The 16,712-nt window shown below is 38.4% G+C and carries 16 protein-coding genes and 1 other annotated feature; all 16 genes read right to left on the bottom strand.

Annotated features, from left to right (window positions below):
• The coding region (locus HMPREF3108_RS03135; protein WP_141738446.1) for an SSURE domain-containing protein at nucleotides 1-609 on the bottom strand (609 nt) is incomplete at its 3' end.
• A gap of 324 nt (nucleotides 610-933) precedes the next feature.
• Nucleotides 934-2,262, bottom strand: a complete 1,329-nt coding sequence (brnQ, locus tag HMPREF3108_RS03130; RefSeq protein WP_070493270.1) for a branched-chain amino acid transport system II carrier protein — start codon at nucleotides 2,260-2,262, stop codon at nucleotides 934-936.
• A 149-nt stretch (nucleotides 2,263-2,411) separates the two neighbouring features.
• Complete coding sequence (locus HMPREF3108_RS03125) at nucleotides 2,412-2,966, bottom strand: GNAT family N-acetyltransferase (protein WP_008808625.1); 555 nt, start codon at nucleotides 2,964-2,966, stop codon at nucleotides 2,412-2,414.
• A 55-nt stretch (nucleotides 2,967-3,021) separates the two neighbouring features.
• A complete protein-coding gene (locus HMPREF3108_RS03120) occupies nucleotides 3,022-4,800 on the bottom strand; it encodes an ABC transporter ATP-binding protein (protein WP_048780043.1) in 1,779 nt (592 codons plus the stop codon).
• Between the two features lie 9 nt (nucleotides 4,801-4,809).
• Nucleotides 4,810-6,546: an ABC transporter ATP-binding protein gene (locus HMPREF3108_RS03115; protein WP_048780045.1), complete on the bottom strand. Its 1,737-nt coding sequence runs from the start codon at nucleotides 6,544-6,546 to the stop codon at nucleotides 4,810-4,812.
• Nucleotides 6,547-6,809: 263 nt separating this feature from the next.
• Nucleotides 6,810-7,271, bottom strand: coding sequence for a hypothetical protein (locus HMPREF3108_RS03110; RefSeq protein ID WP_048780047.1), 462 nt, complete (start codon nucleotides 7,269-7,271; stop codon nucleotides 6,810-6,812).
• A 221-nt stretch (nucleotides 7,272-7,492) separates the two neighbouring features.
• Complete coding sequence (gene rplL, locus HMPREF3108_RS03105; RefSeq protein ID WP_008808621.1) at nucleotides 7,493-7,861, bottom strand: 50S ribosomal protein L7/L12; 369 nt, start codon at nucleotides 7,859-7,861, stop codon at nucleotides 7,493-7,495.
• A gap of 72 nt (nucleotides 7,862-7,933) precedes the next feature.
• On the bottom strand, nucleotides 7,934-8,434 hold the full coding sequence (gene rplJ / locus HMPREF3108_RS03100) for a 50S ribosomal protein L10 (protein ID WP_012000594.1): 501 nt from the start codon (nucleotides 8,432-8,434) through the stop codon (nucleotides 7,934-7,936).
• A 37-nt stretch (nucleotides 8,435-8,471) separates the two neighbouring features.
• Nucleotides 8,472-8,607: a sequence feature (ribosomal protein L10 leader region), on the bottom strand.
• Nucleotides 8,608-8,684: 77 nt separating this feature from the next.
• On the bottom strand, nucleotides 8,685-10,019 hold the full coding sequence (gene trmFO, locus HMPREF3108_RS03095) for a methylenetetrahydrofolate--tRNA-(uracil(54)-C(5))-methyltransferase (FADH(2)-oxidizing) TrmFO (protein WP_070493287.1): 1,335 nt from the start codon (nucleotides 10,017-10,019) through the stop codon (nucleotides 8,685-8,687).
• A gap of 149 nt (nucleotides 10,020-10,168) precedes the next feature.
• Nucleotides 10,169-10,663, bottom strand: a complete 495-nt coding sequence (locus tag HMPREF3108_RS03090) for a phosphoribosylanthranilate isomerase (protein ID WP_070493267.1) — start codon at nucleotides 10,661-10,663, stop codon at nucleotides 10,169-10,171.
• A gap of 19 nt (nucleotides 10,664-10,682) precedes the next feature.
• Nucleotides 10,683-11,390, bottom strand: coding sequence for a DUF3307 domain-containing protein (locus HMPREF3108_RS03085; RefSeq protein ID WP_045503124.1), 708 nt, complete (start codon nucleotides 11,388-11,390; stop codon nucleotides 10,683-10,685).
• On the bottom strand, nucleotides 11,374-12,057 hold the full coding sequence (locus tag HMPREF3108_RS03080; RefSeq protein ID WP_048780052.1) for a SatD family protein: 684 nt from the start codon (nucleotides 12,055-12,057) through the stop codon (nucleotides 11,374-11,376). Before HMPREF3108_RS03080 ends, HMPREF3108_RS03085 begins: the two co-directional genes overlap by 17 nt.
• Before the next feature lie 109 nt (nucleotides 12,058-12,166).
• Complete coding sequence (topA, locus tag HMPREF3108_RS03075) at nucleotides 12,167-14,260, bottom strand: type I DNA topoisomerase (protein ID WP_141639689.1); 2,094 nt, start codon at nucleotides 14,258-14,260, stop codon at nucleotides 12,167-12,169.
• 83 nt (nucleotides 14,261-14,343) lie between these two features.
• The gene (gene dprA, locus HMPREF3108_RS03070) at nucleotides 14,344-15,186 is read right to left on the bottom strand and encodes a DNA-processing protein DprA (protein ID WP_048780056.1); all 843 of its coding nucleotides are present in this window, start codon (nucleotides 15,184-15,186) and stop codon (nucleotides 14,344-14,346) included.
• Between the two features lie 126 nt (nucleotides 15,187-15,312).
• Nucleotides 15,313-15,891, bottom strand: a complete 579-nt coding sequence (locus HMPREF3108_RS03065; RefSeq protein WP_048780058.1) for a sugar O-acetyltransferase — start codon at nucleotides 15,889-15,891, stop codon at nucleotides 15,313-15,315.
• Nucleotides 15,888-16,706, bottom strand: a complete 819-nt coding sequence (locus HMPREF3108_RS03060; RefSeq protein WP_048780060.1) for a PRD domain-containing protein — start codon at nucleotides 16,704-16,706, stop codon at nucleotides 15,888-15,890. The genes HMPREF3108_RS03065 and HMPREF3108_RS03060 overlap by 4 nt, the downstream gene beginning before the upstream one ends.
• Between the last annotated feature and the right edge of the window lie 6 nt (nucleotides 16,707-16,712).

Raw genomic sequence — 16,712 nt, 5'->3', positions numbered from 1 at the left:
CAACATACCATCACCACCGAAAGCTTCATACGGAATGACTTGGTTAACTCCGGCCAAGAATGGACCAGGAACGTTCGCTTTTTCAAGATAACTGGCTGGAACATCTACTGTTTCCTTCGTATTCTCAGCAACTCCTTTTTTAACTTCCTCTGGAGTTGTTACTGATTGAGGAGTAGGTGCTTCACGATCTTGGCTACCAACTGTCGCAGGAGCTACCTCTGGTTTGCTTTGTTCTTCTGTTGGATTATTGGCTTTTGGTGTATCCTGTTCTTCTTTCGGTTTTGCAACTTCTTCTTTAGAATCAGTACTAGTCTTCTCTGAGGAATTAGTTTCATCAACTGCTTCCTTTGAACTTGGAATCGTCTGATTTTCTGGAAGAGCCGTATCCACAGCTTCTTTAAGAACATTTTCTGGTAACTCACTTTTTTCTGTTACTGATGAAGGATTTGGTACAACTTGTGCTGGTGTTAAATTGACTTCATCCGCACGTACAGAGCTTGGATGACCGACTAGGACAAAAAAACCACTGGCAACTGCAACAGAAGCCACACCAACACTTAAGCGACGGATTGACCAGCGAGTATATTTTTGATTTGAATTGAATCTCATAGGATCCTCCTTATATTTTTTATGACTCTAGTATAAAATCATAAAATTAAAAAGGAATAAGAAAAAGTTAAATTTTTTCTTAAATCCTTCTTATAAAATACTTATATTTTTTTCACCCATCAAAAAATAGGAGAATAAGCTTCTACACTTTATATATACTAGCTATTCTCCAAGAATATAATCTGGAACTAAAAAACATTATATCTCTTAACAAAGGTTAACAGAAGCCACCAAATTGCTTTGTGTTCGTATTTAATTATAAAACATCTTCTACTGTTGACACTCAACAAAAAAATCCATCACTATCGTGATGAATTTAAGTTTTTATGCTTCAATTTCAAAAGATTCACTCTTTTGTTTATCAGGCAAAATGAGTGACAAAATAATTCCTAAAAGAGCTGGAAGTAGCCAAGGCAGAGAAGCTTGTGAAAAAGGCAAAGTATTTATTGTATCCATAACTTCCTTGACTTTGAATAAAGAGCCCAAAATGCTTGCAAGAGCAATCAAAGTCACTAGCGCAACTGTCACTTGCATACCAATTTTTGACAGGGGTAAGAATTTATTTACAATAACAATCATCACAATCACAATCGTAACTGGATAAAGGATTTGCAAAACTGGTACTGAATACTGGATAATCGCATTTAAACCAAGGTTCGCAATGGCATAACCAATCAAAGTAAAGATGGTTGCATAAGTTTTATAAGATACTTTGGGGAAAGTATTATTAAAGAACTCTCCTGTTGAAACAATCAAACCAGCTGTAGTTGTAAAGCAAGTCACTGTAACCATAACAGCCAGGAAGATTTGTGCTGTAGGACCAAAAATAGCTTGAGTGGCTTGAGATAGGACATAAACACCAGGGTTGCCTTTTACAATCACTTCAGCAGGAACTGGAAAATGATTACCTAGATATCCTAAGCCAATATACATAGCACTAAAGGCAAGGGCAACAATTAATCCAACAATCCAAATAGTTGAAATGTATTCTTTTTTATTTTTGAAACCCAGTTGATTCAGTGTAGTTACAGCAATTACGCTAAAAGCTACTGAAGCCAGGGCATCTAAAGTATTATATCCTTCCAAGAAGCCTTGTCCAAATGCTGATGCAGCATAGGCAGCTGAAGCCTGCTGAGGTGCTGCTGAGCCATATTTAAAGGCACCCAGTATAATTAAAATAATAATTAAAATTGCAAAAACTGGAGTTAGAATGCGACCAATCCGATCTAAAATCTTTGATGGATTTAAAGAAATCAAATACGCTGCAGCAAAATAAATTGTCGTGAAAACAATCAAACCAAGACCAGTCATATCTTTAGGAAGTAAAGGAGATATCCCAACTTCATAGGCTACTGTTGCAGTCCGCGGAATCGCAAAGAAGGGACCGATGGACAAATAGAGAGCAACCAGATAGACGATAGCAAACCAAGGAGCGATTTTACGTGAAATCTCATGGATATACCCTTTAGGATTGAGTGTACCAAAAATCAAGGTAATAATCGCAATCCCTACTCCTGATAAGACAAAGCCACCAATAGCTGGCCAAAAATTAGAACCCGACTGAACACCCAAAGATGGTGGAAAAATCAAGTTTCCTGCACCAAAAAATATTCCAAACAAGAGCAAGCCTGTTAAGGCACCTTTTTTTATCATAATAACTCCTCTTTATTTATAACATTTTCACATTATAACAAAAATATTATATTTTGCAAAACAAGTGAAATCAAGAACAAATCAATCATAAAAAAGACAAGTACATTCAGACAAAGACCTCTGAAAAACAGTTCAGAGGTCTTATTTATTTACGCATCACTAAATCTTCTATACTTAATTTCAAATTCAAAAAAGTTCTTCTCTTGGAGCATATGAAAAATATCCCGATAGGCTTCCTCATCAAAGTGATCGCCTAAATATAAGATTTCAAAGCTTAGGTCATCATATTCTAGAAAAGCATTACTCGTTTTGAATCCATTTCTTTTATAGAAATCCATACGTGCTTGACGTTGCTCTAGATTATCACACTCTTCATCTAAACGTTCTACTTCTAAAACCATGGTTTTTTGGTAAAACTCTGTTAGTTTATGGATGATTTCTCCACCATAACCGTGACTTCGAAGATGTGGCATAATCGCAAAAAAACTAACATAAAAGCATTTTTCATTGTAGATCGCAAAAGCAAAGCCCACAAACTCTTCTTCATTGTAAAAAGCAAAGAAATGGGACTGCTCATCATTGGTATAGCGGAGAAATTCACTAATAGGAACTCTCTCTTCTTCAGGAAAAGCTTCTCGATTAAGAGCTTCTACCTTATCTAAATCAGGAAATTCTGCTGTAATAATTTGACTAGTTAAAGACATTGCTACCTCACTTCGTTTAATATTCTAGCAGTTACCAAACATTTTAGCAAGTTTTTCAAGCTTCTTCTGCTTTCTTAGAAAATTGACTTTGATAAAGGTCATAATAAAATCCTTTATCTGCCAAGAGACTCTCGTGATTGCCTTGCTCGATAATCTGACCATCCTTGAGCACCAAAATCTTATCTGCCTCCTGAATGGTCGACAGTCGGTGAGCAATGACAAAACTGGTCCGCCCTTGCATGAGTGTCTTCATAGCCTTCTGAATCAAGAGCTCCAGACGTGTATCGACAGACGAAGTTGCTTCATCCAAAATCAGAATCTTAGGATCTGCTAAAAGCGCTCGTGCAATCGTAAGCAACTGTTTCTGACCCAGCGAGATATTGCTGGACTCTTGGTTCATTTCCATATTATATCCACCTGGTAATGTACGGATAAAGTGATCCACATTAGCTGCCTTGGCCGCTTCTACAATTTCCTCATCAGTAGCCTCTAAGTTCCCGAAACGAAGATTTTCCTTGATCGTTCCCTCGTAAAGCCAAGCATCTTGCAACACCATACCAAACTGTTTGCGGTAGTCCTGACGGGAAAGATCTCGAATATCGTGACCATCCACCGTAATCGCACCTTTGGTCACATCGTAGAAACGCATGAGCAAATTAATCAATGTGGTCTTACCAGCACCAGTCGGACCGACTATGGCTACCATTTCTCCAGGTTTGACTTCCAGATTGAAATTCCGAATGAGTGGCTTATCTGCCACATACTGAAAGTCTACATCATGAAAGCTGACCTGCCCAGTTAAATCATGTTCCAGTCTTTCAGACACATCATTGACTTCGTCTGCCTCATCCAGCACTTGGAAAACCCGGTCTAAAGAAGACTTGGCGCTTTGCAATTGACCTGCTAACTGTGTTAGGTTTTGAATTGGCTGACTAACCTGCCAAACATATTGAACAAAAGCTTGCATATTCCCAATTGTTAATTGACCAGAAATAACTTGCAATCCACCAATAACTGCTACAAGTAAATAAGTCAAATCAGAAATCGCGTTCAAAACAGGCATCATCAAACCTGAAATAAAACTAGCCTTAAAACCTACTTCTTGAAGATTTTGTGTAATAGCTTCAAAGTCTTGACTGGAAGCCTCTTCTCTTCCGTAAAGTTTTAAAACATTAAAACCACTTAGATTCTCTTGGACAAAACCATTCATTTCTCCCAAAATATCAGCCTGCTTTTTAAAGTAAGGTTGAGATTTCTTCAATATAAAGTTTGCCGCAAAATAGGTCAAAGGAATACTGATAATCACAAGCAGAGCAAGTGACAGGTTTAGATACAGAACCATAAACATAACCAAGGAAATAGTAAATACAGCATTCACTACTTGCAAAAAACTTTGTTGCAAGGCGTTTGATACTGTCTCTACATCACTAGTAAATCTGCCCAGTAAATCCCCAAACTGGTGCTTATCAAAATAAGATACGGGAATCTGATTAATTTTATGGCTGAGTTCATTTCTCAAATCCCGAATGGTATTTTGTACTGCATTGGTCATGAAATAGTTGGAATAGTAAGAACCGATTTCATAGAAGAGTGCTCGAACAAAGTACAAGACCATGACCCAACCAACATAACTGACATTAATGTGAGCTCCTTCAACTCCCTTAGCCATATCCAAAAGATTGCTAGTCAGTTCTGTAATTGCAAGCCCCAACACAAATGGCTCCAAAACACTCATAACGACACTAAGAATCTTGAGGAAAACAGCTAAAATGACAGATACTTTATAGACTTTTAAATAGCTCCATAAACGAGCAAAAGAATGTTTTTTCTCCATGTTTCCCTCCTATTCTTCTGTTAATGACTGACTGTTAAGCTGGGATTGGGCAATTTCTCGATAAATGGCATTGGATTCCATGAGTTCTTCATGTCTTCCCCGACCAACGATTTCACCCTTATCCAAAACGATAATTTGATCTGCATCCATAATCGTGCCAACCCGCTGGGCAACGATTAAAACCGTTGCATTCTGGGTTACTTCTTTCAAACGACGACGTAAGATAGCATCCGTCTTGTAGTCGAGAGCTGAAAACGAATCATCAAATATATATATATCCGGCTCTTTTACAACAGCACGAGCGATTGACAGACGTTGTTTTTGACCTCCAGAAAGATTGCTTCCTCCTTCAGCCAGGTGTGTTTCAAATCGCTCCTCACGACTTTCGATAAATTCTTTAGCTTGAGCCACATCTGCAGCTTGATTTAGTTCTTCATGACTGGCATCTTCTTTACCATACCTCAAGTTTTCTGCGATGGTACCTGTAAATAGCAGAGCTTTTTGGGGAATGAAACCAATCTTTTGACGCAAGGCTTTAAGTTGATAGTCTCGAACATCAACTCCATCTACCAAAATTTTCCCTAGAGTAACATCATAAAAACGTGGTATCAATTGTACTAAGGAAGACTTACCTGATCCTGTAGAACCAATAAAGGCAACAGTTTCACCAGGTTTGGCCTTGAAAGAAATATTATGAAGGACCGGGCTCTCCGTCTCCCCTGGATAAGCAAAGGTTACATTGTCAAACTCTAGATAACCATGGCTTTCAGTTTCAGTAATACCATCTTCATTAGGATTAATGGAGATAGGCATATCCATAACTTCCTTTAGACGCTCACTAGAGACGGCTGTTCTAGGATACATGGTAAAGAGACTTGATAAAAATAAGAAAGACAGTAAAGCATGAAAACTGTACTCAATAAAGGCAACCAAGTCACCAATTCTTAATTCACCACTTCCTAAAGGCTGCAAAGCAAACCAAACAATAGCGACAATCATGGCAATAATGATTTGAACAAATAAAGGTTCTGTTAATCCTGTCAGTTTGAACAATTTATTGGAATTGTCAGCATAGATTTCATTTTCTGAAGCAAAGCGCTCCTCTTGAAACTCTTCTCTTGCAAATGCACGAATGACCCGTAAACCTGTTAAATTTTCCCGAGCATATTGGTTAATTTTATCCAAAGTTTTTTGCTGCTTCTCTGATAGAGGACGTGTCTTAACAGCCACATACCAAACCACTACCGCCAAAAAAGGAAGGGAAATAGCGACAATCCAAGCCAAGGACGGACTTGTTAAAAAGATCATAAAAACACTTGAAAGCATCATCATGGGTGTAATAACCCCCATTTTTAAGCTCTGCTCAGCAAATTGCATGAGAACAAAAGCATCACTTGTAATCCGTGTCACTAGCGAAGACACACCAATCTGTTCATATTCATGATGAGAATACTCTTGTAGCTTAGCGTAAAGATCATTTCTCATATCACGAACCATACTAGTTGTTAATTTACCAGCCGCATAGGACAGGACAATTCTTCCAAAGACGCCTGCTACAATAACTAATAACATTATAAATGCCCAAAAATACAGACGACTGGTATCTCCTTGGTTAATCCCCTCATCAATCATACGAGCAAGAACTGTAGGAAGACCTAAATTTACAACGACAAAGAAAATCGCTCCTAGGAAATCCAATAAGAGCCATTTAGGATATCTTCTTAAATAAGACCAAATATATTTCATCTCTCCTCCTAAAAATCATTTTTAAACAATAAAAAAGCACTCCCCAGCACTTTTTCATACACAACTGAAAAATTGAATTCCTTTGCTTCAATTCATCAATATTATACCAAAAGCTGTCTCATTCCTGCAAGAGGAATCTGAAGAAAACAAGAGCCTTTTTGATTTGAAAGTTTGTAGTTTTAATAAATCAACTCCTAGCGGCCATTCATTTAACAAGCCATAAATCATTGAAAAAAGTGAGATTATAAATCTCACTTCGTTCACTATTTAGTTCGTTTAAACTTAGCATCTTTGAAGATTGCCAGAGTAGCTTTGTCAGCTTGACCAGATTCCAACTGAGAAAGATCCAATGTCAAGACATCGCCTTCAATTTTGTACTTAACTTTGTCGTTGCCACCCTTTTCTGATTCAAGAGTTTTATTCTTTTGATCAACTTTTAATTTATAATCTTGATTTTTCTTATTGCCCATAGCTTTAGCTTCAAGAGTTACTTCACCTTTGGTATCTTTGATTTCAATCGTCATTTTCAAAGAAAATTGATCAGCGTATTTTTCTGCTTCTTCACTTGAAGCACCTTGCTCCTTAAGTGTGTTCTTAATAAAATCCTTAGAAGCTTCATAAACATAGGTTCCGTTGTCGCTCTTAGCAGCACCTGAACATGCTACAAGGATAATAGCACCAATTGCAAAAATCGCAGCTAAAACAATACGTTTGATAGATTTCATTGTATACTCCTATAAATTTGATATTGCTATTATAACAAAAATTTCACTATCTAACAATAGCCCGAAAAGGAAAATTGATTTTTGGAAGTTATATAGTCTGATTAAAAGAGAAGATTCTTTTTCTCAAACCTTAAATAATGATACAAGGCAAAAGATACATACTAGAAATTACAAAAAAACCAGAGCCTAAACTCTGGTTTTCATTTTCATTGGAAACTCTATTATTTAAGAGTAACTGAAGCGCCTGCTTCTTCCAATTTAGCTTTGATTTCTTCAGCTTCTGCAGTTGCAACGCCTTCTTTGATGATACCAGGTGCACCATCAACAAGCTCTTTAGCTTCTTTAAGACCAAGACCAGTGATTTCACGTACAACTTTGATAACGCCAACTTTTTTGTCACCAGCAGCTGTCAATTCAACGTCAAATGAATCTTTAGCAGCACCAGCGTCAGCAGCACCAGCAGCAGCTACAGCTACAGGAGCAGCTGCAGTTACACCAAATTCTTCTTCGATAGCTTTTACAAGGTCGTTCAATTCAAGGATTGAAGCTTCTTTAATTTCAGCAATAATGTTTTCAATGTTCAATGCCATTGTTATTTCCTCCAAATAAGTTTTTTATTTTAAATATTTTTTCGTAGCTAGGCTACGCTGCGTAGCTTAAAATTAAGCTGCGTCTTCTTTGTTGTCTGCAACTGCTTTGACAGCAAGTGCAACGTTGCGCACTGGCGCTTGGAGTACAGAAAGGAGCATAGAAAGAAGTCCTTCGCGGTTTGGAAGAGTTGCAAGTGCAAGAATCTCTTCTTTTGATGCGACAGCGCCTTCGATTGCACCACCTTTGATTTCAAGTGCGTCAGCGTTTTTAGCAAAATCGTTCAAGATTTTAGCTGGTGCGATAACATCTTCATTAGAAAATGCTACTGCAGATGGTCCAACAAAAACTGATGCAAGATCTTCAAGACCAGCTTTTTCAGCCGCACGACGTAAAATTGAGTTTTTGATAACTTTATACTCAACTTCGCTTCCACGAAGCTCACGACGAAGAACTGTATCTTGTTCAACAGTCAAACCACGAGCGTCAACAACGACGATTGATGCAGCAGCTTTCATTTTTTCTGCTACTACGTCAACTAATTCCGCTTTTTTAGCAATAATTGCTTCACTCATTTAGTGTTTCACCTCCGTAATTATTTTGCTTGGGGATTTTTCCAAAAGAAAAACGCGCCCAAACCTAGACACGAAAGTACAATACGCTTCTTTTTAAATGATACGTTTTGTCCTCGGTAGGATCTTTATGAGTCGAGCTCCCCTACTGTCTTAGGCAGTTTTTTCAAACCATTGATAATCATATCATAGATAAAAAAAGATTGCAAGACTTTTATGCAATCTTTTTAAAATATTTTTTTAATCAAACCTCTTATTTATCAAGATAAGGAGACAAGTCCTGCAGGGCGCGCTCAGCAATCTTCTCATAGCGCTCTTTCTTATCACGAATTCGAGGGCCATCCAGCTCTTTGATAATGCCAAAATTGACATTCATGGGTTGGAAATGCTTGCTGTCAGCATGGGTAACATAATGTGGCAAGCTACCAATAGCCGTTGTTTCTGGAAAGACAAGTGCTTCTTCTCCTTTGAAGAGCCGAGCGGCATTGATACCAGCTACCAAACCAGAAGCTGCAGACTCAACATAGCCTTCAACTCCAGTCATTTGACCTGCAAAGAAAAGATTTGGCTGTTTCTTAGAGCGGAAAGTCTGTTCTAGCAGATTTGGAGAGTCCATATAGGAGTTTCGGTGCATGACTCCATAGCGAACAAATTCTGCATTCTCAAGGCCAGGAATCATTTGAAAGACTCGTTTTTGCTCGCCCCACTTGAGATGAGTTTGGAAGCCGACGATGTTGTAAAGACTGCCTGCTGCATTGTCCTGACGAAGTTGCACTACAGCGTATGGCGTCTTATATTCACCATCTCGAGGTCCTTGGTAGTCATCTGGATATTCTAAACCAACCGGTTTCATCGGTCCATAAAGCATGGTTTTAATACCCCGCTTGGCCATAACTTCAATAGGCATACATCCTTCAAAGTATTTTTCTTTTTCAAAGGAATTGAGCGGTGCTTCTTCGGCATTGACCAAAGCATCATGGAAATCCATAAACTCTTGTTTGGTCATGGGAGCGTTGAGGTAGGCTGCTTCGCCCTTATCATAGCGGGATTTGAGATAGATCTTGGTCATATCAATGGTATTGACATCGATGATTGGCGCTGCTGCGTCGTAGAAATAAAAACCGTTACCTCCATTGAGCGCGTGGATTTTTTCGGCCAAAGCATCGCTGGTCAAGGGTCCTGTCGCAATGACTGTGATGTCATCATTCGGAATTTCAGTAATTTCTTCTCGAATGACCTCAATCAATGGATGATTAGTCACTAGCTCCGTCACCATCTGAGAAAAACCTTCTCTATCGACCGCTAGAGCACCACCTGCTGGTACCCGAGTCGCTTCTGCTGACTTTAAAATGATTGAGTCCAACCGTCGCATTTCTTCCTTGAGCAGACCGACTGCATTGGTCAGCGCATCTCCTCGCAAAGAGTTAGAACAGACCAGTTCTGCAAAGTCCGCAGTTTTGTGTTGAGGCGTTGACTTAACACCCCGCATTTCATAGAGTCTGACTGGGATTCCACGCTTGGCAATCTGGTAAGCAGCTTCTGAGCCAGCAAGGCCTGCACCAATAACATTGATATAAGATTGAGACACGACACTAATACCTCTTTGGGTGGAACCTAAGTCCATATCAAAATAATCTACTGAACTGTTTGCACCCACAAATCTTTCTAAATTAATACTTGGTCCATTATAACAAAAAGATAGTAAAAAAGACAGACAGGAGAATTCTAGTCTGTCCATCATTGTGTCATTTTTTCCAAATAAACAATCTTAGCAAAATCCTTATGATTGTTATTATCATTTCGGTAAGAATCTTGGGAAGAGGCGCGGTAGATAGCTAAAAATTGCTCTGCAGTTGGCAGTAAAAACTCAACGCATTCTACTTCTTTTCTAGTCAGCTTCTCCAGTGGCACACCTGAAAATGCCTCCAAGGTTTCCATGGCTCCAAATTCAATAGACAGACCTTCTTTTTGAAATTCATGCTCGTGTAGATCAACTAAACGATAGCCTAAGCTCTCCATCATGGGCTCAATCTTGTCCATATCATAAATCCGCTCTTCATCTGGCGCTTCCCAACCGCGCTCATCACCGTGAACATGGATATCAATATCCCGCGCCTGCCAGTCCTGACCAGTAACCTGCTCCAGCCCCAAAGAGCCCATTAGCAATGGAACAATTCCTATCTTGTTCAGTTGAGACGCGATTTTTAGAAATTCTGTAAATTTATTATTCATACTATTTTCTTTCAAAACTTTATTTTATACCAATCCAGGCGGCAAGCAAGGCTGATAAAATGCTGACCAAGGACCCAATCAAGTAATACTCTGCAAATGCTGGACTTTCCGATATTTTGTTATAGCGGGCAATAGACTTAGCTGTAAACACTAGACCAATCGAAGCAAACTGTCCATAAAGAAGACAAGCTCCGATAACCAGGCGCTCTAAGAAACCAATCATGGCTCCTGCTCCATCTATTGTATCCAACTCCTGACTCGTTTCTGGTTGAAATTTACCAAATAAAATTCTAAAAGCAATATTGGTTGGCTTTCCTACCAATAAGACAAACAAAACGGTTTTTAAGAAAGTTAATGGAAGGAAACTTGGCAAAAACTCAGTATTCATATTAGAGAGTCCGTAGATAATAGCCAAATGAAGGAGTTGATCAAGCACAAAAATGATTGACACTTTTAACTTGAATATCCTTTGTAGGATTGGTTTGAAATAATCAATAAGAGCATGGCTTAAGAAAACAATGAAAGTCTTCCACCACAAACTTGGTATTATAATAGTTAAGACAAATAAAGGTAGTCCTACAAGTAAAATATGAAATGCAAGGACTCGAATGTTTTTGTCCTTTTTGTCAGCCATTTTTTGACTTTGAAAGTAATAATCTGATAACAAATGACAAATCAACAGAAGTACGAAAAGGTGATATGAATCCATACTAGAAAATCCGTTCATTCTGACCTCCTTTTGTAACATCAATGGCTTGGATAGCTGCAAGTGCAGCCGCTCTACTTCGAAGATAGACTCTGATGCTACTACTTTTTAGGCGTTTAGAAAGGGCACTGGGATTTAATGAAAGTGCCTGAGCCAGCTCTTGCTGACTAAAATCCTCACTATAGATGGATAGTTTGAGTAAGCCCCTTAAAAGTTCTTCCTGACTTTCTCGCCAGTCTGATTTGATTGCCTCTCCTGCAGCTAATAAAGCATTTATTTGAAAATCTTCTTCCTTTTTTCCACTAGAAAAATACAACTGAGTATTTCCATAATCATTCTTTTGATGAACGAGATTAATAGCAGCTCGTGCATTCCAATAGGCAGGTCCATCAGCACCGATACTCTGTAAAGGGTCAATGTCAGTCACTATTTTCCCCAAACCAATCCCAAAGCGTAGCTGAGCAGGCTTCAACTCTTGACGTAGGGAGTCAATAATTTGAAAAATTGGTGCATCTAAACTAAACAGAGCCTGAAATTCATCTCCAAGAGTCAAAGTTAATCGCGAAGCTAAATAAGTTTCAAAGCGATTGTTCATATGAAAGAGAACTGCTTCCAACTTCTTTTGTAAGTCTGATCTCTCTTTAAATAGTTTTGAGTCAATGACGTCTGCAATTAAGGCTATATACACTTCACCACCCCCTTTTGTCTATTATAACAGACAAAACAAAAAATGTCCATTTTAACAGACATTTCTTGTTTTTGCCGTTAAAATGGACTAAATTGATTGGTAAAAAGACTTATTTGACCTTTTCTTCTTCATAATCACCATTGCTACAAACTACCTGCTTACCGCCACCACGGACTTTCTTTTCAACCAGATAGTGGTCACATTTTGGACAGTTTCGTCCGACTGGCTTATCCCAAGATGTAAAGTCACAGTCTGGATAACGATCACATCCGTAGAAAATACGATTCCTCTTAGTCTTACGTTCAATAACATGGCCTTTTTGGCACTGCGGGCAGGTCACGCCAATTTCCTTGACAATAGCCTGAGTATGACGACAATCCGGGAAATTACTGCAGGCATAAAATTTCCCAAATCTACCCAACTTGATGACCATCGGACTGCCACAAACCTCGCAGTCGAAACCAGCTGGCTCATCCTTGATTTGAATTTTTTCCATTTCAGACTCAGCTTTGGCTACTTCCTTTTCGAAAGGTCGGTAAAACTCGTCAATAACCTTCTGCCATTGCTCTTTTCCGACTTCTACATCATCCAGTTTTGCTTCCATCTCAGCGGTAAATTTCACATTCACGATACCTGGGAAAAATTCAACAATTAGAGAATTGACGATTTCACCAAGTTCTGTTGGTTCAAAACGCTTAGAAACCAGTTTAACATAATAACGTTTTTGAATGGTCTCAATGGTCGGTGCGTAAGTAGACGGCCGGCCAACTCCATTTTCTTCGAGAGTCTTGATAAGAGTAGCTTCAGAATAGCGAGCAGGTGGCTGAGTAAAGTGCTGTTCTGGATTAGTATTGACACGTTTGACAGTATCACCCTTTTCCATATCTGGAAGCATCTTATTTTTATCAGAGTCATTATAAATAGCTAGATAACCATCAAACTTGACCCGACTTCCATTGGCCGTAAATTGAACACCATTTTGTTCAATTTTAACATTCATAGTATCAAAGACTGCAGCTGTCATTTGACTGGCTACAAAGCGGTTCCAGATCAGTGTATAGAGCTTCAGCTGATCTTTATCCAGATACTTTGCAATACTTTCTGGTGTATTAAAGACACTCGAAGGTCGAATAGCTTCGTGGGCATCTTGAGCTCCGGAAGCATTTTTAATCTTACTACCGTGTTTTGAATACTTAGCTCCAAAACGATCAGTAATGTAATTAGCAGCTTCATTTTGAGCAACTGGACTAATACGAGTTGAATCCGTACGCATATAAGTAATAAGACCTTGAACTCCAGAACCGATATTGATACCTTCATAGAGTTGCTGAGCCACCATCATAGTCTTACGAGTCCGGAAATTGATCTTATTAGCAGCATCCTGTTGCATAGAAGAAGTCGTATACGGCAAGGGAGCATTACGGCGACGTTCTTTTCTTTCGACACTTTCTACCTTAAAGTCATCTCCCTTAAGATGGGAAAGAACTTCTTTCACTTCATCGTTATTGGTCAGTTTCATTTTTCGGCCATTTATGCCATAAAAACTAGCTTGAAATTGTCGACTTCCTTTTTTAAAGGTAGAGTCAATGGTCCAATACTCTTCAGGCTTGAAAGCATTGATTTCATTTTCCCGGTCAATAATTAACTTGAGAGCAACAGACTGAACCCGACCAGCTGATAGACCTTTCTTGACTTTCTTCCAAAGAATAGGAGAAATAGAATAACCAACTAAACGGTCTAAAACACGACGAGCTTGTTGCGCATCGACCAAATCCATATTAATCTGACGAGGCTCTTTGAAAGCATTCTTGACTGCATCTTTAGTAATTTCGTTAAAAACCACACGATTCTTTTCTTTTTCATCCAAGTTAAGAATGTGTGCCAAATGCCATGAAATAGCCTCTCCTTCTCGGTCCGGGTCACTTGCCAGAAAGACTTGTTTAGCTTTTTTTGCTTCTTTCCTTAAATCATTGATGAGTGGTCCCTTGCCTCGGATATTGATATATTGTGGTTCATAATTATTTTCAAAATCAATAGACATTGTTGACTTTTTCAAATCACGAATATGCCCAACACTGGCTAAAACTTTATAGTTCCTTCCCAGGTATTTTTCTATTGTTTTTGCCTTGGCAGGCGACTCCACGATAACCAGATTTTTCTTGGTTGTGGACTTTTTACTTGTTTTTGTTACCAATTTATACACCTTCTATCAGAATAAATCTCATAGAGTGTAAACTATTTTTTTAGGCTTGTCAACTGTTAAATTCTCCTATAGGAAAACTTGTTTTAAAAATCAAACTCAGATAGAACATCAGAGCCTGACATAATGCACTTAGCGCCTTCTTGAATCAGATGATGACAACCATCAGACTTTCCATCAAGAATAGATCCAGGAATAGCAAATACATCTCTTCCTTCTTCCATTGCTCGCTCACAAGTAATCAAGCTGCCAGATCTCATCTTAGCTTCAGCAACAATGACGCCCCTGCACAAACCTGCAATAATTCGATTACGCTCAGGAAAATGAAACTTCAAGGGCTGTTCACCTGGACCGTATTCTGATAAAACCAGGTGATTTTTGCCAATATAAGACTGAAGTTTTTTATTGGCTTTAGGATAAAAAACATCTAATCCAGTCCCAATAACAGCTATAGTTCGACCGCCATTCTGTAAGGCTGCCATATGAGCAGCTGTGTCAATCCCACGCGCTAATCCACTCACAATGATTAATTCATTATTCAATTCTTTAATAATTTTCTGAACAGACTGGTTTCCAAGCTTACTACTATCACGACTTCCGACTACTGCTACTTTTGGCAATTCAAGTAGATCAATATTTCCCTGATAAAACAAAAGAGCAGGTGGGTTGTATATCTCACTCAAATCCCAAGGATAAATTTCATCCAAGATAGAAAAAGAGGGAAATTCCTCAAAGGATTTCTTTAAGAAATCGTCGTCAATTTGCTTATAGCGTTCCATAAACAGGGCAGGATTACGACACTCTGAAACCACCGCTATATCACGCAAAGAAAGCTCCTTTTCCTTGTTTTCAGCATATCTCAAGACATTAAGAACTTGTCCATTAGTCAGTCCAGCATGTTTCATTTTATAAATATCATAGTTTTTCATTTTTTCACCTCACTATTATATTCGCAAAAAACAACAAAAAAAGACTGTTTTACAGTCTTTTTTATATCCTGACTAATTTCTCTAAAAAACATCTGTTCGCATTTAAAGTAAATAGGTGGATGTTAATTAGCTCAGGGCTTTATTTGACTTAGTTTTAGGGATTTCTTTGATAATCCGAGCTGGATTTCCAGCTAAAACAACATTGTCTCCAAAAGACTTTGTTACAACAGATCCTGCCCCAACAACAACATTATCTCCCAGTGTCACGCCAGGCAGAATAGTCACACCACCACCAGCCCAGAAATTATCACCAATGGTAATGGGAGCTCCGTACTCAATGCCAGAATTTCTTTCTATAGGATCCAATGGATGTAATGGCGTTAACAATTGACAATTGGGACCAAACATGGCATTATCTCCAATCCTAATCGAACAAACATCCAGCATCGTCATATTCCAATTAGAATAAAAATTTTCTCCCAAATGAATGTTCACTCCATAGTCACATACTAAGTTAGGATTCATTGAAATATTTTCACCAGTTGAGCCAAACCATTCCTTAATAATAGCACTACGTTTTCGAACGTCTTGCTCCTGGTTGAAAGAATACTGGAAATTTCTTGACCTAGCAGCTAGCTGTCTCAATTCCTGATCTTGAGGGCGATAGGGTTCACCAGCAATCATTTTTTCGTATTCTGTTTTCATGACACCTTCCTTTTCATACGAGATAAGTGGATGATTAAATAGAGCTGTTCATCTTCTGATGTGGTGTAATTTCGAGTTTTTTCAAGATGGTCAACGATTTTTTGAGCCGTTTCAAAAGCACAAGGGTATTTAGACTTCATCAGTATAAACATCTCATTGTCTTCTAAGTCTCTATATCCAGAGCCTGTTAAAACACGCTCGCAAAAAAATTTCAGATGAGTCACAAAGCGTTGTACATAAATATCTTCCTCATCTAGAGAAATTTCTAAACTGTACTTGACAATGGTCATGATTTCTTCCATCAACATGGTCAAATCTCTTGCAGCTGCACCGTTCTCTAATTCTGCATTCACAATTGTTAACGCCATGAAACCAGCCTCATCATCCGGTAATTCTTTACCAAAATACTGACTTAGAAGCTGATTAGCATATTTTCCAACTTCAAATTCCTCCGGGAAGAATCGCTTGATATCCCACATAAGAAAATTTTTCAAATAGATGTCATCCTTCTCTCGCAAGGCGACTCCATGCATGTGGTCAGCCATTGCTATAAAGGCATGATGATTTAACTCTTTAGAAATCTTTTTATGGGCAAATGCAATAACTTCGCCAGCTATTTCTATAATTTCAGGATCAATTTCGTTAATCAACTGCTTCCTGTCTGCTGACAAAATAAATTTTTTCTCAATCAGATCAAGCGAGATCTCCTGACCCACTTTTCTACCAAAAGCCAGCCCTCTTCCCATGAGCACAATTTCTTCTTGGTTTTCTTCAGAAATAACGACATTATTGTTTAAAATTTTAATAATCTGCATTTCCAA

Origin of the sequence: Streptococcus sp. HMSC10A01, from assembly GCF_001807785.1 — a bacterium.
GTDB lineage: Bacteria > Bacillota > Bacilli > Lactobacillales > Streptococcaceae > Streptococcus > Streptococcus gordonii.
Note: the sequence above shows the minus strand (reverse complement) of the source record. Positions and strands in the feature narration are given on the sequence as shown.